This window comes from Candidatus Rubrimentiphilum sp. (assembly GCA_035710515.1).
Lineage (GTDB): Bacteria > Vulcanimicrobiota > Vulcanimicrobiia > Vulcanimicrobiales > Vulcanimicrobiaceae > Rubrimentiphilum.
Genome location: DASTDE010000001.1, coordinates 936,489 through 953,698, shown reverse-complemented (window position 1 = coordinate 953,698; position 17,210 = coordinate 936,489). Strand labels below are relative to the sequence as shown.

General features: G+C 60.7%; 24 protein-coding genes, 3 tRNA genes and 1 other RNA gene. 12 read left to right on the top strand and 16 right to left on the bottom strand.

The window, feature by feature from the left end:
- Positions 1-22: 22 nt before the first annotated feature.
- Positions 23-355 (bottom strand): helix-turn-helix domain-containing protein, encoded by a 333-nt coding sequence (locus VFO29_04875; protein ID HET9392839.1) that lies wholly within the window; start codon positions 353-355, stop codon positions 23-25.
- Positions 356-427: 72 nt separating this feature from the next.
- On the opposite strand from VFO29_04875, the gene VFO29_04870 reads away from it, so the two are divergent.
- The gene (locus tag VFO29_04870; protein ID HET9392838.1) at positions 428-940 is read left to right on the top strand and encodes a DoxX family protein; all 513 of its coding nucleotides are present in this window, start codon (positions 428-430) and stop codon (positions 938-940) included.
- Here VFO29_04870 and VFO29_04865 read toward each other — a convergent pair.
- Positions 918-1,757 carry an alpha/beta fold hydrolase gene (locus VFO29_04865; protein ID HET9392837.1) on the bottom strand — a complete coding sequence of 280 codons (840 nt, stop codon included), beginning with the start codon at positions 1,755-1,757 and terminating at the stop codon, positions 918-920. The genes VFO29_04870 and VFO29_04865 overlap by 23 nt on opposite strands.
- Positions 1,742-2,227 carry a hypothetical protein gene (locus VFO29_04860; protein HET9392836.1) on the bottom strand — a complete coding sequence of 162 codons (486 nt, stop codon included), beginning with the start codon at positions 2,225-2,227 and terminating at the stop codon, positions 1,742-1,744. The genes VFO29_04865 and VFO29_04860 overlap by 16 nt, the downstream gene beginning before the upstream one ends.
- 30 nt (positions 2,228-2,257) lie before the next feature.
- Between VFO29_04860 and VFO29_04855 the strand changes: the two genes are divergently transcribed.
- Both VFO29_04855 and VFO29_04850 read left to right on the top strand, forming a co-directional pair.
- A complete protein-coding gene (locus VFO29_04855; protein ID HET9392835.1) occupies positions 2,258-3,136 on the top strand; it encodes a YihY/virulence factor BrkB family protein in 879 nt (292 codons plus the stop codon).
- 64 nt (positions 3,137-3,200) lie between these two features.
- The gene (locus VFO29_04850; GenBank protein ID HET9392834.1) at positions 3,201-4,208 is read left to right on the top strand and encodes a hypothetical protein; all 1,008 of its coding nucleotides are present in this window, start codon (positions 3,201-3,203) and stop codon (positions 4,206-4,208) included.
- Here VFO29_04850 and rimM read toward each other — a convergent pair whose 3' ends face one another.
- From rimM to VFO29_04800, 10 genes are read right to left on the bottom strand one after another with little or no spacing between them, the layout of a single operon-like run.
- Positions 4,209-4,730: a ribosome maturation factor RimM gene (gene rimM / locus VFO29_04845; protein ID HET9392833.1), complete on the bottom strand. Its 522-nt coding sequence runs from the start codon at positions 4,728-4,730 to the stop codon at positions 4,209-4,211.
- On the bottom strand, positions 4,696-5,220 hold the full coding sequence (locus VFO29_04840) for a KH domain-containing protein (GenBank protein HET9392832.1): 525 nt from the start codon (positions 5,218-5,220) through the stop codon (positions 4,696-4,698). The genes rimM and VFO29_04840 overlap by 35 nt, the downstream gene beginning before the upstream one ends.
- Entirely contained in the window at positions 5,217-5,465 is a 249-nt protein-coding gene (rpsP, locus tag VFO29_04835) for a 30S ribosomal protein S16 (GenBank protein ID HET9392831.1), read from the bottom strand. Before rpsP ends, VFO29_04840 begins: the two co-directional genes overlap by 4 nt.
- Positions 5,466-5,467: 2 nt before the next feature.
- Entirely contained in the window at positions 5,468-6,808 is a 1,341-nt protein-coding gene (gene ffh / locus VFO29_04830) for a signal recognition particle protein (protein ID HET9392830.1), read from the bottom strand.
- Positions 6,809-6,811: 3 nt separating this feature from the next.
- A complete protein-coding gene (locus VFO29_04825; protein HET9392829.1) occupies positions 6,812-7,051 on the bottom strand; it encodes an acyl carrier protein in 240 nt (79 codons plus the stop codon).
- Between the two features lie 7 nt (positions 7,052-7,058).
- The gene (locus VFO29_04820; protein HET9392828.1) at positions 7,059-7,805 is read right to left on the bottom strand and encodes a glucose 1-dehydrogenase; all 747 of its coding nucleotides are present in this window, start codon (positions 7,803-7,805) and stop codon (positions 7,059-7,061) included.
- Positions 7,802-8,770: an ACP S-malonyltransferase gene (gene fabD, locus VFO29_04815; protein HET9392827.1), complete on the bottom strand. Its 969-nt coding sequence runs from the start codon at positions 8,768-8,770 to the stop codon at positions 7,802-7,804. Before fabD ends, VFO29_04820 begins: the two co-directional genes overlap by 4 nt.
- Positions 8,740-9,705 (bottom strand): beta-ketoacyl-ACP synthase III, encoded by a 966-nt coding sequence (locus tag VFO29_04810; protein HET9392826.1) that lies wholly within the window; start codon positions 9,703-9,705, stop codon positions 8,740-8,742. The genes fabD and VFO29_04810 overlap by 31 nt, the downstream gene beginning before the upstream one ends.
- Before the next feature lie 18 nt (positions 9,706-9,723).
- Positions 9,724-9,927 carry a 50S ribosomal protein L32 gene (gene rpmF, locus VFO29_04805; protein HET9392825.1) on the bottom strand — a complete coding sequence of 68 codons (204 nt, stop codon included), beginning with the start codon at positions 9,925-9,927 and terminating at the stop codon, positions 9,724-9,726.
- The gene (locus VFO29_04800; GenBank protein ID HET9392824.1) at positions 9,927-10,391 is read right to left on the bottom strand and encodes a DUF177 domain-containing protein; all 465 of its coding nucleotides are present in this window, start codon (positions 10,389-10,391) and stop codon (positions 9,927-9,929) included. The genes rpmF and VFO29_04800 overlap by 1 nt, the downstream gene beginning before the upstream one ends.
- Positions 10,392-10,492: 101 nt before the next feature.
- On the opposite strand from VFO29_04800, the gene VFO29_04795 reads away from it, so the two are divergent.
- The 4 genes from VFO29_04795 to VFO29_04780 all read left to right on the top strand — a co-directional run bounded on the left by VFO29_04795 (position 10,493) and on the right by VFO29_04780 (position 11,834).
- Positions 10,493-11,128 (top strand): transglycosylase SLT domain-containing protein, encoded by a 636-nt coding sequence (locus tag VFO29_04795; GenBank protein ID HET9392823.1) that lies wholly within the window; start codon positions 10,493-10,495, stop codon positions 11,126-11,128.
- Between the two features lie 4 nt (positions 11,129-11,132).
- Complete coding sequence (locus tag VFO29_04790; protein HET9392822.1) at positions 11,133-11,513, top strand: hypothetical protein; 381 nt, start codon at positions 11,133-11,135, stop codon at positions 11,511-11,513.
- Positions 11,513-11,743, top strand: coding sequence for a hypothetical protein (locus tag VFO29_04785; protein HET9392821.1), 231 nt, complete (start codon positions 11,513-11,515; stop codon positions 11,741-11,743). The genes VFO29_04790 and VFO29_04785 overlap by 1 nt, the downstream gene beginning before the upstream one ends.
- Positions 11,744-11,757: 14 nt before the next feature.
- A tRNA-Ile gene (locus tag VFO29_04780) sits at positions 11,758-11,834 on the top strand.
- 6 nt (positions 11,835-11,840) lie between these two features.
- On the opposite strand, the gene VFO29_04775 is transcribed toward VFO29_04780, so the two are convergent.
- On the bottom strand, positions 11,841-12,572 hold the full coding sequence (locus tag VFO29_04775) for a hypothetical protein (GenBank protein ID HET9392820.1): 732 nt from the start codon (positions 12,570-12,572) through the stop codon (positions 11,841-11,843).
- Between the two features lie 84 nt (positions 12,573-12,656).
- Here VFO29_04775 and VFO29_04770 point away from each other — a divergent pair.
- From VFO29_04770 to VFO29_04760, 3 genes are all read left to right on the top strand, one after another.
- Positions 12,657-12,729: transfer RNA gene (locus tag VFO29_04770), tRNA-Ala, on the top strand.
- A gap of 13 nt (positions 12,730-12,742) precedes the next feature.
- A tRNA-Ala gene (locus VFO29_04765) sits at positions 12,743-12,815 on the top strand.
- A 1,462-nt stretch (positions 12,816-14,277) separates the two neighbouring features.
- Positions 14,278-14,859, top strand: a complete 582-nt coding sequence (locus tag VFO29_04760) for a hypothetical protein (protein ID HET9392819.1) — start codon at positions 14,278-14,280, stop codon at positions 14,857-14,859.
- Between the two features lie 177 nt (positions 14,860-15,036).
- Here VFO29_04760 and VFO29_04755 read toward each other — a convergent pair whose 3' ends face one another.
- Positions 15,037-15,852: a DUF5995 family protein gene (locus VFO29_04755; GenBank protein ID HET9392818.1), complete on the bottom strand. Its 816-nt coding sequence runs from the start codon at positions 15,850-15,852 to the stop codon at positions 15,037-15,039.
- 77 nt (positions 15,853-15,929) lie between these two features.
- Between VFO29_04755 and rnpB the strand changes: the two genes are divergently transcribed.
- Together rnpB and VFO29_04745 are read left to right on the top strand one after the other, a co-directional pair.
- Positions 15,930-16,270, top strand: an RNA gene (gene rnpB, locus VFO29_04750) — RNase P RNA component class A.
- Between the two features lie 116 nt (positions 16,271-16,386).
- Entirely contained in the window at positions 16,387-16,803 is a 417-nt protein-coding gene (locus tag VFO29_04745) for a hypothetical protein (protein HET9392817.1), read from the top strand.
- Here VFO29_04745 and VFO29_04740 read toward each other — a convergent pair whose 3' ends face one another.
- Complete coding sequence (locus VFO29_04740; protein HET9392816.1) at positions 16,804-17,199, bottom strand: DUF2203 domain-containing protein; 396 nt, start codon at positions 17,197-17,199, stop codon at positions 16,804-16,806.
- Positions 17,200-17,210: the final 11 nt, after the last annotated feature.

The window sequence follows — 17,210 nt, the reverse complement described above, 5'->3', positions numbered from 1 at the left end:
GTCTCCGGTTAGCTGCGGACCTCTACGATTGTGCCGGAGCAGCGATCCAGCGCTCCGCCCATCGCGCGATCTCGTCGAGGGCCGGGCCCAAATCGCGGCCGGACTCCGTGAGCTCGTAGACCACCCGAATCGGCGGATCAGGCTTGACCTCGCGCCGGACGATGCCGGCCGCCTCGAGTTCGCGCAGCCGCTCGGTGAGCAGCCGGTCCGAGAGGCCCGGAATGGACGTCAGGAGTTCGTTGAAGCGCCGCGGGCCGGGCATAAGGGTACGGACGACCGCCCCCGTCCAGCGGCGGCCAACCAGCTCTACAGCCCGATGGTAACGGGGGCAGAGCCCGTGCGTGGCTATTGACATCTTCGATAGACTCCCTTACTATTTTAGCACATGGCTACTTAAAGTGAGTAGCAGACGATAGGTAGGTATAGAATGTTCATCGCTTTATTGCTCGCGCGCCTGATTTTCGGCCTGGGGCTGGCCGCGCACGGCGCCCAGAAACTCTTCGGCTGGTTCGGCGGCTACGGCCCCAAGGGGACGGGGGACTTCTTTGAAAGCATGGGCTGGCGCCCGGGCGTGCTGTTCGCCGTGGCGGCCGGTCTGGGCGAGGTCGGCGGCGGCCTGCTGCTGGCACTGGGTCTGCTCGGCGGCATCGGTCCGGCCATTATCATCATCGTGATGCTAACGGCAATTCTGACGAGCCACATCGGCAAGGGCTTCTTCGCGCCAACCGGCTGGGAGCTGCCCGGGGTCTATATCGCCGGCGCTTTGGCAATCGATTTCGCCGGTTTTGGGATCTACTCGGTCGACAACGCGGTCGGCTTGACCATCGTTGCGACGGAAAACCTTCGCTGGATCGCCATCGGCGTTGCGGTTGTGCTCGCGCTGCTCAGCGCGGGTGCACGCCTTCTTCCGCAGCCCGCTAGTGCGAACGCAGCCAAGTAACGATCGCAGCCGCGGCGGCCGGATCGAATTCGTGCCGCCGCTGGTACTGCGGCCCGGTGTGCAACTCGTCGTCGGATAACTCCAGCAAGAAGTGGTCGTCACCGGAAAACCGCCGGACGGTAATCTCCCGGCGCGTATCCTTCGCCGCTTGCACAAGCTGATCGAAATCTATAGGCAGCGTTTGCGTGTCCGCAAATCCGCGCAGCGCCAAGATCGGCTGGCGAACGAATGCAATCTCCTTGCGCGGATCGATCGCTTGATAGCTCTGAAAATACGGCTCGGCTAGGAGTAGCGCGTCGTGTTCGAGGACGGGCGGCGGCGCGCCGCGATCCTGCTGCGCCAGCGCTTGCGCGTACGGCACGCTGAGCGGCCCAACCAGAACCAAGCCGCGCACCGGCACGCCTTGCAGCGCAACGGCCAGCGCGGTCTCACCGCCTTCACTTACACCGAGCACATAGACGCGGGAGGCGTCGATCCTCGGATCGGCGATTAGGGCGCGCACCGCCGCCGCGGCATCGTCAACGAAATTTTGCCGGCGCACCGCGTGCGCTTCCGTTTTCGTCGTACTCTCGCCGATGCCGCGCGTATCGTACCGCAGCACCGCAAACCCGGCGGCATTAAACGCCTGCGCGTAAAGATCGAATAACGGCGTCGCGCCGACCGGCTCGGTACGGTCCGCCGGTCCATTTGTTCCAACCAAAACAATCGCAGGCACTGCCGCACGCGAGGCGACCGGAAACGACAACGTACCCGCGATCGAACTGCCGTCCGCCGATGCGAACGTCAGACCAACCGCGAGCGCTACAGCGTGCAGCATCCCAGCGGAAGCGGCGTGCGGCGCGGAGCCGGACTGCCGCTGACTTGCGGACGCGGCGTTGCCGTCGCGGTGGGCGTAAAAATCGCGGCCGGCGATGCCAGCGGAACGGCCGGATTAAATGGCGTCGGCGTGACCAGCATCGTCTGCAGCGTGTCGATCTCAAGGCGGCGCCGCTGCGGGTCGTATGCAACGTTCACGCCGAGACTGCGCAGAAGCGGTACAATTTCAACGTACGTCTGGTCCCATTGCCCCGGCGGCGCTTGCCCGCCGAATCGAAGTTTCGCCAGATGGTCGCCGCGCGTTACGACCAGGCTCGAGCCGCTGTAAGCAATGCGGGCGGCCACAGCCGTCACGTACGGCTGCAACGGCGCCATAATGTGCCCGTTATGCAGATATGCCGGGCTGTACGAATGTACGACTGAGCCGTTCAGCACCACGACCAGCGCGGGCGTCAAAAGTGGGAATATCATCGGTCAACCGCGATACTATCGCAGGACCTTATGCGACTCATCTTAGCGTTCCGCGAGGCCGGCATGCGCTTCACGCGAGACGGCTGCGCGTTCCTGTCACAAGCCATTGCGTTCAACTCGATGTTCGCGGTCTTCCCGCTGCTCGTTCTCATTATCACCGGAGCCTCGCTGGTCTACCCCGACGCCAACGCCCAGATTCTCTCCTTCATCGACGAGTTCGCCCCGGCGCTTCACGAGACGGTCGCGAACGATCTTCAAACGTACGTCTACAGCCGTGGAATATCCAGCATCATCGCCCTTCTGGTGGTGGTGTGGGCGGGAAAGAATTTGTTCATGGGATTGGCCTTCGCGCTCAACCGCGCGCTCGCCGTACCGAAAAGCAGGCCGCTGCTTCACGATATCGCGCTCTCGATCATCATGCTGCCGGCAGCCGGCATGGTCATGATCGTTGCGATGGGCCTACCCATAGTCATCTCGCTTTTCGTGGTTTATGCAAAACTGCCCGATCCGCAGAACGTCTCCGAAGTGGTGGCTTACGCGCTGTCGATGCTGCTGATCTTCATCGTGGTCATCGTGCTGTATACGTTTCTTCCAAACCGCTCGGTCAAGTGGCAGTTCGCGGTTCCCGGTGCGAGTTTCGTGGCGTTGATGTGGCCCGCCGCTCAATACGCATTCGCCTTTTATACCGTGCACGTTAATTTCACGCATATCTATGGCGCTCTCTCCGCGCCGCTCGTCCTCTTGCTCTGGTTCTATCTCCTCGGAGCGATCTTTCTCTTCGGTGCCGAGCTCAGCGCCGGTTGGGCGCACCACAAGGGAACCGAAACCGTCGCGCCGCTGGTGGATCCGGTTCGCCCCGCGCAACAGGACGTCGTTGAAACGCTTGCGAGGGCGCCCCGTGACGCTTGAGGAAACGATTGCCCAAGGCCCGACGTTTCTCTGCGGGTTGCTGCTTCCTTAGAAAGGGTCTCGAGTGGGTCGCGTCTTCGCGGTGGTTTTACTCGGCTTAAGCTTCGCGCTGATCGGCGCGGCGCGTCCGCCTGCCCCCAAACCCACGCCGACACCCAGCCCGACCCCGGCACCGACGCTGGCGCCCCGCCTGCCGATGGTCGTCATTTACCCGTTTGATTTTAGCAGCGACCTGCACGCGGACACCGGCACCAAAGCGGCCGCGCTGTTTGTCGCGGAGATGAATGCGGCCGGCGGCGTGGACGCGCTGCAAGCGCCCACGACGGTTAAGCGCGCCGACTTCCTGACGTATGCAAAATCGTTGAACGCGGCCTATTACGTCGCCGGTTACATGACGCCGCTCGGCGGCGGTGTGTCGCTGGTCGAACAGGTCATCGACGTAAGCTCGGGCACGATCGTTCTGGGCGCCACCGCGCAGATCCAATCATTCCAAGACGCTGCTTCGCAGGCAGTGCAGCTGCGCGACGGCATCGTACAGCGCGAACAGGGCAAAGCGCAATCTTTCGATCAAAGCTCGGCACAAGCCACGCCGGCGCCGCTTCCGAGTAACCAAGCCAATCTGGGCGCAGGCATTGCGGGCCTCTTCAAACACCGTGCCAAGGAGACGCCCGATCCGCACGCTACGCCGGTCATCAAACCTTCAAAGGGCATCTTCGTCGTGCACGTTGGCGGCGGTTTAACCTCCGGCGAGCTGAGTTCGGCGACCGCCGCGTTCTACATGGCGCTGAACCAACGCTACGACGCGCACATGACCAACGCGAGCGGCGACGCTTCCAAACAAGCCAACGCGATCTGCGGAAGCGAGCGGAACAACACGGTAGCCGGCGGCGTGCTCTCCTCCAAGAACGTGCGGCGCGGGCTGTTCGGCCACAAGCAGTACACCTTCGCGCTCGCCGTGTACACGTGTTTCGGAGCCAAACTCGCCGAGGCATCGGCGGACGGAGATTCCATCAGCGGCGCCGTCAATGCAGCCGTCGCGTCGTACGCGACCGATCACCCGCAAAACAATTAACTAATCGTCGAGCAGCCCCGCGGGCAGGTCAACGTCGATTCGCTTTGCGCCGACGTCTATCGCGGTAATGAACGGCTGCACGAGCGGAATCATCTTGCCGTTCACCACCAGCATGTCCGAGCCCGGATAGTGATCGACGCGCTCGACGACGCCCAGCGTACCGCTTGCATCGCGCACTGCGCACCCGATAAGATCGCGATCCAAGTATTCGTCCGGCTTCAGCTCGATTCGACTGCGGTCGGCGTACAGCGTTGCGCCCGCAAGTTTTTCGGCTTCATCTGCGGAGGCGGCACCTTCGAAGGTCACCAGCAGGCGGCCCTTATGTTCGCGAACCGTGGCCAGACGCAACTCGCGCTCGACGCCTCCGGCTAACACCGCTCGCAACACTTGGCCCGCTTCAAAAAGCATGCGACCCGCATTGGTCGGGTCGCATTTCAATTCACCTTTGACACCGAACAAGCCGGCGATTCGCCCGACGGGCAGCTCGTCACTCGGGCGCGTCTTGCGGCTCCTCGCCTTCATCGCCTTCGCCGTCGTCGTAAAACTCGTCCGTGTCGAGGATCTCAACTTGGATCCGGCCCTCGGCGGTGGCGCGCACGATCGTGCGCAAAGCGTGCGCGACGCGGCCGCCCCGGCCGATGACCTTACCGATATCTTCCGGATCGACACCGATCTCGATGAGCGGCTGCTCGCCGTTCTCGGCCGGAAAACTCTCAATCACGACCTCGTCGGCTTTGCTGACCAACTTCTTTGCCAGAAACTCCAATAGATCGCTCGCGCGTTTCTGCGCGGCGATCGGATCGTCGGGCGCCCGGCGAGGCGCCATCGGACGGCGGCGCGGCACGGGGCCTCCGGCAGACGGCCGGCGGCGCGGCGGAGCTTCATCTTCGGGTTCGACGTCGTCGATGATCGTTTCGTTGGACGCGATCTTTCGCGCGCCTAACGTGGAGCGGCGTTCGCCCTCTTCTTCTTTATCGCCGAATAAACCGAACTCGTCGTCGTACGCGCTCATTTCGTTTCAATGATGCCCTTCTCGGTGAAGAGGCGGCGGACTGTATCCGAAGGCTGCGCACCTTTGGCGAGCCACGCCTTGGCTTTCTCTTCGTTCACCACGATCGTGCGCGGGTCGGTGCGCGGATTGTAGTGCCCGAGAATCTCGATGAAGCGTCCATCGCGCGGCGCGCGCTGGTCGGCAACAACGAAGCGGTATGTCGGTTGTTTTTTGGCGCCCATGCGCCGCAATCTAATTTTTACCATCGCTATTTGAACATTCCCATCGGAAGACGTGTTTTGCCCTTTCGGCCAAAACCCATAGATTTCATCATTTTGCGCGACTCTTCGAAGCGCTTGACCAAGCGGTTGACGTCGGCCACTTGCGTGCCGCTGCCCGCCGCAATGCGTTTGCGGCGTGAGCCGTTGAGGAGCGCCGGGTCACGGCGTTCCCGCGAGGTCATCGAGCAGATAATTGCCTCGATTTTTTTCAGGTCGCGCTCGGGGATTTCGAAGTCCTTGGGCAGCGCGCGCGACAGGCCTGGAATCATCTTGAGAATCTCGCCCATCGAACCCATCTTGCGGATCTGCCGCATCTGATCCAGGAAATCGTCGAGGGTGAACTGCTGCTTGAGCAGCTTTTGCTCGATCGCTTTGGCCTGTTCCTGGCTGTAGACGCTTTGCGTGCGCTCGATGAGCGTCAGCACGTCGCCCATGCCGAGAATGCGCGAGGCCAGCCGGTCGGGGTAGAACGGCTCGAGCGCCGAGAGTTTTTCGCCGACGCCGGCAAATTTGATAGGCGCGCCGGTCACGCTATAGATGGAAAGCGCAGCTCCGCCTCGCGCATCGCCATCCAATTTCGTCAGGATCACGCCCGTGATCGCGAGCGCGTCATGGAAGCCCTTGGCGACGTTCGTCGCCTCTTGTCCCGTCATCGCGTCGGCTACCAGCAGAATTTCACTCGGCGAAACGGCTTGCTTGATACGCTTCAGCTCGCTCATCAGATCGTCGTCGATCTGCAAGCGGCCGGCAGTATCCAAGATGACGGTCGAAACGCCGAGCCTGCGCGCCTCGGCCACCGCGTCGCGCGCGATCTCTACCGGATCGGCCGCGCCTTTTTCAAAGACCGGCAGATCGATCTGTTTGCCAATAGTCTGCAATTGCGTAATGGCTGCCGGGCGGTAAACGTCCGCCGCGACAAGCAGCGAACGGCGCCCCTGTTCTTTCAGGCGCAGCGCCAACTTGCCGGCCTGCGTTGTTTTACCTGAACCCTGTAAACCGACGAGCATGATCACCGACGGCGGCGCGTCGGAAAAATGCAGACGCGCTTGCGGCGATTCCGCGGGCGGACCGAGCAATTCGACGAGCTCCGCATGAACGATCGTGACGATCGTTTGCGCCGGCGAAAGCGAAGCCAACACCTCGGCTCCGACAGCGCGTTCCTTGACGCGGCCCACAAATGCTTTGGCTGCAGCCAGCGAAACGTCGGCCTCAAGCAAAGCGATGCGCACTTCGCGCATCACTTCGTTTACGTCAGCTTCGCTGAGCCGGCCTCGGCCGCTCAGCCGGGAAAAGATCGCGCCTAAGCGATCCGAGAGGGTTTCAAACAAAAGTCACTCTTTAGTGGTTGTTTCCTCGATACGTTTGACGGCATCGCCGACGGTCTTGATTTTTTCCGCTTCTTCGTCCGGAATGTCGATATTGAATTCCGTTTCGAATGCCATGACGAGCTCGACCTGATCGAGCGAATCCGCACCGAGGTCGTCGGTAATCGATGCTTCGGGAGTTACTTCAGATTCGTCGACGCCAAGCTGTTCGACGATGATCTTTTTGACTTTATCGAACGTGGACATAGGTCTCCTACATTACGACTCCGCCGTCGACCACGAGCGTTTGGCCCGTTATGTAGCCGGCAGCATCCGAGCAAAGAAAGCGGACCACTCCGCTAATATCTTCAGGTTTTCCGGCGCGCCCGAGCGCCGTTTGCTTGAGCAAATACTCCCTAGCGGCGTCCGGCATCTTCTCGGTCATCGCCGTTTCGATGAGGCCGGGCGCGACGGCGTTGACTCTTATGTTCCTCGAACCCAATTCCTTTGCTAGGGACTTGGTGAGCCCGAGAACCCCGGCCTTCGAGGCCGCATAGACGGCCTGCCCCGCATTGCCGGTCAATCCCACGATACTCGAAATCAGCACTATCGAGCCCGCGTGCTGCTTCATCATCGGCTTCGCAACCGCGTGGCACAGGTAGAACGCCGACTTCAGATTTACCGCAAGCAGATCGTCCAGCGCTTCATTTTTGAGACGGACGATGAGGCCGTCCCGCGACTGGCCCGCATTCGCGATGGCGAAATCGAGCCGGCCAAACGCATCCAGCGTTTGCGTCACGAACGAGTCGACCGCGGCCGGATCGGCCGCGTCTCCCGTCAGAATCAAACACTTCACGCCGCTGCGCGCGGCCCGGCACGCCGCCGCCGTTGCGTCGAGCGCTTCGCGGTCTCTGCCTACCAGGGCGATCCCGGCGCCGTGCTGCGCGAGATCCACCGCAATGGCACGTCCGATTCCGCGGCTCGCGCCGGTAACGATCGCAGCCTTGCCGTCGAAGATCATACCTGCACGCGCACTTTCTCGCGTAGCTTTTCAACCCCCGCAGAGTCCGTGACGTTCAGCACGTCGGGCGCGCCGGGCAAACGCTTCATGAGCGGACCCAGCACCGGCGTCGCGCCGAATTCGATCACCAAGTCGAGACCGTAGGAAACGAGTTTCTGCGCGGTATCGTGCCAGCGGACTTCTTCCGTTATCGATCGCACTAAGTTACGCTTGATCGTTTCCACGTCACGGTACGGCTGCGCATCCACGTTGGAGATGACGTTGAACTTCGGCAGGTTGAAATGCGCGCTGTTGACGGCCGCCGCGAACTCTTCCACGGCCGGATCCATCAATTGGCTGTGCCACGCGCCGGAGACGTTCAGCGGTACGACGCGTTTTGCGCCGCTTTCGAGCAACACATCGCCGGCAGCTTGGACTGCGGCCAGGTCGCCGCTAATCACGATCTGCGCGGGTGAGTTAAAGTTCGCCAGCTGAACGCGCCCGCCGCGCTCGGACTGCACGCGGGATACAACCTCACGGATCCTTTCCGCTTCCATTCCCAGCACGGCCGTCATGCCGCCCGGCGCGATCTCGGCCGCACGCTGCATCGCTTTGCCGCGCGCGTCGACCGTGCGCAGCGCTTCTTCAAATGAGAGTGCCTCCGCAATCGTCAGGCTGCAGAACTCGCCGAACGAATGTCCCGCGCTCACGACCGGCGCGAGTGTGTCGCCGGCTGCGTAATAGAGCGCAAGATTCGTCGTGAAGATCGCGGGCTGGCTGTACTGCGTTTCACGCAACTGTTCTTCAGGCCCATGCTCCTGCAAGTGCAAGAGATCGTAGCCGAGCACAGTCGCGGCGCGCTCGAAGAGTTCGCGCGCTGCTTGCGAGGATTTCGCAACGTCGGCGCCCATTCCGACGATCTGCGATCCCTGGCCCGGAAAAATCGCCGCGGCTTTCACGCCCATCTCCACGTGACTGCGCCCCACGACAGGCCGCCGCCAAAACCGACGAACACGATTACATCGCCCGGTTTGATCTTGCCGCTGTCCAAGGCTTCCGATAAGGCGATCGGAATCGAGGCGGCCGACGTATTCCCGTACTCCTCGATGTTGATAATGACTTTGTCTTCGGGCATGTCGAGATATTTGGCGGCCGCGTCGATGATTCGCCGGTTCGCCTGATGCGGGATAAGCCAATCCACATCGCCCTTGTGCAGATGCGCCTTTTTCAGCGCAACGCCGGTCGAGTGAATCATTTTGGTAACCGCAAACTTGAAGACCTCGCGGCCTTCCATGCGCAGATACTGTTCGCCGGCTTCCAACGACTCTACGGTGAACGGCCGGCGTGAACCGCCGCCCAACAGGCACAGCATTTCGGGGCGGCTCCCGTCGGAGCCCAAGTCGCTGGAAAGAAACGAGTTCTGCTCCGAGGCTTCCAAAATAACCGCGCCCGCTCCATCACCGAACAGTACGGCAGTGCTGCGGTCGCTACGATCCACGATCTTGCTGAGCGTTTCGGCGCCGATCAGCATCACGCGCGAGTACACGCCCGAAATGATCAAACCCGAGGCAAGCGTCAATCCGTAGATAAAACCGCTGCACGCGATCTCGACGTCAAATGCCGGCTTGTCGGTGGCGCCCAAACTCGACGCCACGATACAGGCTGTTGCGGGGAACGGGTAATCCGGCGTCGCGGTCGCGACGATAAAGCAATCGATGTCGGATGGCTTGAGGGTTGTTTTTCCTAACGCGTTTTTTGCCGCCGCGATGCACAGATCGCTGGTCGCTTGATCCGGCGCGGCGATGTGGCGGCGTTTCATGCCCGTGCGAGAGGCGATCCACTCGTCGGAGGTGTCGAGCACTTTCTCGAGGTCTTGGTTCGTCAGAAGGCCGGGCGGCGCGTAATGCCCGACCGCGCTCATTTTGACTCCCGTCAATCTCTAGCCTTGGCTCTGCTTGTGATCATCCTTTATCTCGATGACCTGGCGCCCGGCATACGTGCCGCAGTTCTCGCAGAGGAAGTGCGGACGCTTGGCGGCGTGACACTGCGGACACTCGACCGTCGTAACGCGGTTGAGCTTCCAATTGGCAGCGCGACGGCTGCGCGTCTTGCTGCGGGGGGTCTTCCATTTTAGATTAGCCACTAGCTGTCTCCGTTACACTCGCACTTTGCAGTATTTCGATTCTCTCCGCATCGCGGACAGATTCCCTTGCAATCCTCTTTGCACAATAACCCAATCGGTATCGCGCTGCAAACCAGTTGGGCCGTCAAGTCGGCCACGTCCAGGCGGTCGCCCGCCAAGACGTTGCTGTCGTCGAACGGGTTGCCTTGCAGTTTCGCTCCGGTCTCGACCTGCTCGTCAACCTCCAAGTGGATGTCGCCGTGGACCTCGCCCAAACAGCGCACGCACTCGCCCTGAATCTTCGCATCAACCTTGCCGGCGATCTCCAGGAGCTGCCCCGCAGCCTCCAGTTCCAGATGCACCTCCGCCCGCTCCGGGAACGTGATGCCCTCGAACGGCTCCAACGGCACCTGGTCATCCAGGACGAGCCTTTGACGGCTGCCCGCGAGCAGCCCACCGACGTCAACTTTGTGCGCAGAACCCATAACATAGAGGAAGGCCCCGCCGGGGGCCCTCCAAACTCGACCCATTGTAGAACGCGCTCCAGGCCTTGTCAAACGGGTTCGTCGACGGTATAGACCCTCGCATGATTGAATCGGCGGCTACCCTGGCCCGGCAAGGCGTGGCCTACGCGCCCGAAATCGTCCAGGCGGCCCAACGCCACGGCGTCGACGCTGCGCTCTTGGCGGCAGTCGCGGCTCAAGAGACCGGCGGCCCGGGCGCCAACGCCGGCAGCAACATCGTCGGCGACGGCGGCCATGGGCACGGCATCTTCCAGATCGACGATCGGTGGCACACCTTCGCGCGGACAGCCGCGGCAATGAATCCGGCAGCCAATGCGGACTACGCGGCCGGCATGATCTCGGGCTTGCTGCGCCGGTACGGCGGCGACGTTCACAAAGCACTCTCCGCGTACAACGCGGGCGATCCCAACGCGACCGGCACTGTGACCGAATGGCGGGACGGGCGCCGCCTAAGTTACGCCGATTCGGTGCTGCGTCACTACGCGCAGCTCGGCGGCGAGCAAACCGTAAACGAACTTAGCGCCGAGAGCGCAACCGAGCAACACAGCATCAATACGCTGGCGTCCTTTGCATCCCTGATGCCTCCGCCGGCCGCGCCGAACACGCACTCCTACCGGCAGCTGGCCGGACACGATACTGCGAACCCCGGATCGATCATCGCGGATGACGGTGACGACGATCTCTCTGACGTGAGGTGAAACGATGAGCTTCAATTTAATAGGCGGACTTTTGAACGCGGGCCTTGGGCTGCTGGAAAGCGGCGGTAACCCGCTGGCCGCGATCGGCATGGGTCTGGCCGGCGCAACGACCGGCGGCGTCACCGCCGGGAACGTCGCCGGCGCGGCGGGTAATGCCGGACTCGGTGCGCTCAACGCGCAGGACGAAGCGTTTCAGCTTGCCATGTACGGCGAACAGATCCGGCATCAGGAGCAAATGCAAAAGCAGTCCGAGGCGTTCGACGAGATGATGGACGAGAAATCCGAACAGATGCGCGAGGTGAACACGTTGCGCGACGTGCAGATGGTTCAGCGCAAAGAAGACAACGCCATCACGAAAAAATTCATTGAGTCCATCGGCAGCTGATGGAGCCCACTAGGCAGATCGGGCCGCGGCAGCCTTCGTCGCGGCCTTCTCTTTCCAAAGGAAAACCCGTCGCGCCCGACGAGGCAACGGACGCTCAACACCAAGCCTTCGATTTCGAGATGGCCGAACGGGCCGAGTTGCTGCGCGAAGCGGGAGTACGGCGCGATATGATGCTGGCTCAACTCAAAGCCGACGATGAAGCATTGAAAAAATACATCGCGATGATATAATGGCCGCTACCCGGGGGCCACTAGCTCAGTTGGTTAGAGCATCGCCTTGATAAGGCGGGGGTCCGAGGTTCGAATCCTCGGTGGCCCACCATCCCGTCTAGCGCTGCTCGCTCTCGCCGAAGTATCCCGGCGGTAACGTGTTCGGGAATGTGAATCCACTCAGCGTGTACTCGCCGAAATAGCTCGCCCACTGCGAATACTCGCGCCGGCGCAGCTGCCACACGACGTGGTTCACCACTAGGAATGGCCCTGAGTATCCCAACTCCACTTGGAAGTCGGTCAGCGGCGGCGCTTCGTTGGCGTTGATGAACATGATGTAGCCGCTCACAATCAGCTTCCACACGTCGCGCGAAGCCGCGTCGATCCAAATGGCTTTGATCGCGGGTTTGTTGGGCGCCAGATTTCCAAACACGATGTGGTAGCTGCGATGGCCTTTGTAGTCTTCGACGCCGGCCACAGTGCAGGTGATGTTGCCGTTGACATGCACGCTCGTGATGACCGGGAGCCCTTGCACGCCCTCCAACGGAAGCCACGCAGATCGAGCCTTCCCGTACGGCCCAAGCTCCGGTGGTCCCGGCTCTGCATGAGTGGTATAGATCGGCAAATAGTTGAAGCGCTGGTCCTCGACGCGCGCCGTTCCGTCGTCACGGTAGTCCACGTGCGCCAGGCTGTAGAGGATGGGGTAATCGTCGCCCATCACGGAGATGCGCTCGTCGTAGCTCACATAGGCTGGATGCGCACCGACGGCGTTGTGCTGCAAGGCCCCCGCGAAGATATCCCAGCACGGCTGACCCGAAACTGCGGCGGCAAGGACGACTGCGGGAAACATTCCTTATAGACCCCTACGTTCTGATTATCGCACCCGCAGGCAAGGGCTGTCTCTAGTGGGGCCGAAAAAACTGCGCGGCGTCCAGGGGATGTAGCTCAGCTGGTAGAGCGCCTGCTTTGCAAGCAGGATGTCAGGGGTTCGAGTCCCCTCATCTCCAAATTCTCGCGCGTGGGGGCATAGCTCAGTTGGTAGAGCACTTGCATGGCATGCAAGGGGTCAGGAGTTCAAGTCTCCTTGCCTCCACAATTAAAAAGCCCGTAACCACGGGCTTTTTGCTTCTTTTCGATCTCCGAGAAAACGGCCGGAAAACGTTTGACAGCCTATTTGACAACCTATTCTAAGACTTTAGCAGTCAAGGCTGGCACCGAAGGCGCAGGTTTGAGTACACCGTCGAGCGCGTCTGCTGTCGCCCGGTCAGCGCCCGCCAACAGGTGCCCATAGCGGTCGAGCGTCATGCGCGTAGTCGCATGGCCTAGTCGTGCTGCAACCGATTTGATGGGTAGCCCCTCACTCAGTGCAAGCGTCGTCATACTGTGCCGCAGTCCGTGTATCGTTACGCCTTTGATGACGTTTAACGGTCCATTGTGGGCATCCCGCTGGGGAGCCGTGGGCCGAAAGCCCCAACGACGCGGGCCCCGGTTTACCGAAAGCGTGCGATGCACTTCAGAGTCGCCTGGCGCGGCGTAATGCATTTTCAGTATGGACTCTGACGTTCCGTAACAAGTATGATCTAACTGGAAACGACCATCACAACGGGTCTTGAATATTGCTTCGTGAGAAGCGCATACTACTGATCTAGGTCAGGGGGTGATAACGACAGCAGGGTGAGGGTGGTTCTAGCGGCGGCATAAGAATCGCGGCCGATCCCAACATGACTTCCTCAAATCGGGTCCGCCTTGAGAAGGCGCCGTTTTTGGTTTGCTATCTGAAGAGAATGGCGATCAAAACAAATCCCGATGTAGCTACTCAACGTAACGAATTGGAGGTCTTCACGGGAATCGTCTTTGGCGGCGACTACTGGATTCAAACAGCGTTCATCCGGGGTGCCCCAGACTGCTAGGAAATATGTGTTGCAATGCGTATGAAACTCATCAATCACAAGAACCATAATCTCTTTGGGGGCCTAATGCGACAGACTGTTATCGTCCTGGCTGTTGTCCTCGCAGTCAGTGGGGCAGTAGGTAAGGAAAACAAGAACGTGAACCATTTTCCGCCGTCTGTGAAGCAAGCTCTGAGCGAGGCTCGGCACCAAGCATTCGTTGCTCTAACCGCAGATCACCGAACTCGTGCTGAGCTGATAATAGACCAGGTGACAAAGGGACGTTTGGAGCCACAAGTTGCGGCGTCCCAAATCGACGCGTTTTTGACCGCGTCCGAAACGACAGCGGTCCTAGCGGCGGGAGAGAAATACAATGCCGCGCTAAGGTCTTGGATGCAGGGAATGCCAAAGCGTTCCACAGGCACGAAACGTCCAAGCCCAGACGCGGGTCTGACGCTCCTAATGTTGGGGACTGCCATCGACTCGTAACTTCGTCCCTAGCGCTCGCGCGCGGCTCTCCGCGTTATTCGGATGTCGCGCGCGGGCCATGCTTGACATTGCTCGTCGTGGCGCAGAGCTTCAAGGCGTCATGGACTCCCTTCCTAATCTTTCAAGTCTTCCGGTCATTTTGACGGATGCGCGAGCGTCGTGGTGAAACCCGCACTGATGACCAAAGATGAGGCCAAGAATAACTTCGTGCACAGCATGGCGGAACGAAAGTCCATCCTCGCCCTGCTCTTCGAGATGACCATCACGAACTGGCGATCACATCCACTCGTGCCAGAAGGCGATCCCCGTACAGTCGCCCTCCGGTTATCGCAAGATTGCGGGAACGCCCTGATGCTTATTCTTGACTACGCCATAGTTCGTTTTCTCGTAGATGATGATTCGTTGACGCCAGAATACAAGCCGAGGAACGGAGAAGTGCAGAAAATCTACTCTCGTAAGAAACTTCATGCCGAACTTCAGCAACGCAATGGCGACGCGTACAATGGGATTCGGATTTGCGACGCAATCACGACTCTTGCGGACGTAGCAAGACATCTTCACGAGTTTCAGGCCGATGATCCGGCCCATCCGGAAGGCTATGCAACCAGCGAGGATAACAAGCGCGTTTTGGAGGCCCTATGCTTAGACAAACAGCACGACCACGCCGCGGCAGCGTTCTTGGCTGAGCTTCACGAGCGCGATTCTACATTTTCGAACTACAGTCGACTTGCAGACGAGGTTCTGAAAATCGCCGGATAACTGTCTTCAGTCATTTAGCGCCGACCTACTGTATTCGCCGGCCCTCCAACCAACGCCGGAGGTGACGGCGTCGGCGCACTGCCTAGCGTTGGGCCCGACTGAGCTGGATTGTACGCCCCGCCGCCGCACGCGGTGAGAACGCCCATCGATCCGACGGATACAAGGAATGACCGGCGGTTAACGGTCAAAAAAAACGGGACCGCGAGCGTGCCTCCTACGATCGCCGAAGTACCGCACGTAGTGATTGTACGCTGCGGTCCCCGCAGTCGACGCGATGTGGCCTACGCCGGTCGCGCTCAACAGGATTTTCCGCCCCGCATTTTCGGCACGCTCCTCGATCAAATTGTACACGCGGCGGCGCGCAGTTTTCGTATCGGCCCGCGCGAGCAGCGTCGCAAACTCCCACGAATTGCGGCGGGCATGTTTAAACCTGCGGTGTATCCTGCTGCCGGCGAAATGGCCTAGCCACCGCTGACTAACCGGAAGCTCCGCACCGTACGCATCGGCGATGCGCCGCCGGACGAGCGGCATATTGAGCCGCAGCACATCATCGATTCGCACGTAGTCCTGATAACAACCGGCGCAATTGACATTGACGCCCGCTTCTATTACCGCGTGCGGCAGGTCACGATTGATATGAGCGTTGATTCCGAGCATCAAGCACCGGTACACGCCCGGAGTTCGTGCGTCGCACGCATCAAAAGATTGCCGCCAGGCCGCCGGAACGCGCCAGTGCTCGCCGGCGACCCTGCTTTCGAGTGCACGGCGGTACGCGTTCCCAAACGCAACGACGTATCGGGTCATAGCCGCATTGTCCAGAAAAGCGCCTTGATCGATCCAACGCGTGATCGTGTCCGTGGTGGCCACGTACGCCATTACGAACAGGCCGCGTAGGTCGCGTGCGGCTTGAAACTGCCGGTCGAGCGCGGCAAGCCCGCCGACGACGTCGTCGACCGATCGAAAAGGCGGCGGCACATCTAACCGAGAGGCCACGCGCCTGGTTTCGAGCTGCGCGGGAACAGCCCCGCCCGCTTGCTACCTCCCGGCTGGTGGCGTATACTGAGCGCCGCGGAGTACGCTGGATGGCCGCTTCCGAAAGGGAGAGGAAAGTCCGGGCTTCACCAGGGCAGGGTGCAGGATAACGTCCTGTCGGGGCAACTCGAAGGAAAGTGCCACAGAAACATACCGCCTGTTCGCTCCGGCGAACCGGTAAGGTTGAAATCGTGAGGTAAGAGCTCACGGAGTTGCACGGAGACGTGCGCTCGGGCAAACCCCACCTGAAGCAAGACGCTCGTCCCCTCACGGGGCGGATGCCCTCCGATGAGCATGAGTCGCATGAGGCGCGCGGCAACGCGCGTCCCAGATAGATGGCCGTCATTTACAGAATCCGGCTTATAGGCGTACTCCGCTAATTCAAATTCTGTCCGGTGAGTCCGTATGTCAGCCGAGCGATTAACCTGGCCCTAAAGCGAGGCTGACATACGGCGAGCCGATGCAACCAAGCGGGGCCGGCGTGCGTTTTAGCCAATGAATACTATGATGACCGAACAGCGTTTTACGCCCGAGATGACCGTCGACCAAGCCTTCAAGATGCACGCGGGCGCGCGTCGCGTTTTTGCCAAGTTTCATCTGGGCGGCTGCTCCAATTGCGCCATCAGCGAATCGCATACGATCGGCGCGATCAGCGAAGACTACGGCATTCCGTTGCCGATGCTGCTCGAAAGTTTGAACGCGCTGTGGGATCAAGGCACACTTGCCGTCGGTGACAAGGTGCGTATTCCGGATGAGATCCGCTCGAAGATTCCGCAACTTGCGGACGTGCCCGAAGTTGGCGAAATTAAGAGCGTTGAGAGCGGCGCCTATACCGCCGAGTTCGGCGAAGTGCGGCTGCAGGGCTTAGCGGAAGATTTTCTTCCCGCTACAGCGGACGCGACAACCGCTTAGTTAGACCGGCCGTCGTGACGAGTAGCCCTCGTCCATCGGGTGCCAGTGCGTAATCTCCGGTTCGCCCGCCTTCCAACAGAGATAGACCGCGCGTCCGTCGCGCATTGACGGAAAATCCAGCAATCCCAAATCCAGATCTTTCAACAGACAGCCGTACGCTTCGATGCGGTTGATGATGCGCACGATCTCGGCCTTTTGCTCGCCGAACCGGCTCGGCGTAAACGGCGAGCGCGGAACAGCCATTCGCATCGGCGGCGAGGCCTCGACCCCATGCAGCGCCGCGTCGGTCTCGAGCAACCTGATCGCCAGGTCGCGCCGCTTCTGCCACAGCTCTTCGACGAGCGGGGCTATCTTGGGGATGAGGGCGTTGGCCTTTTCAGGCGAAAACAGTTTCATGCAAATGAGGT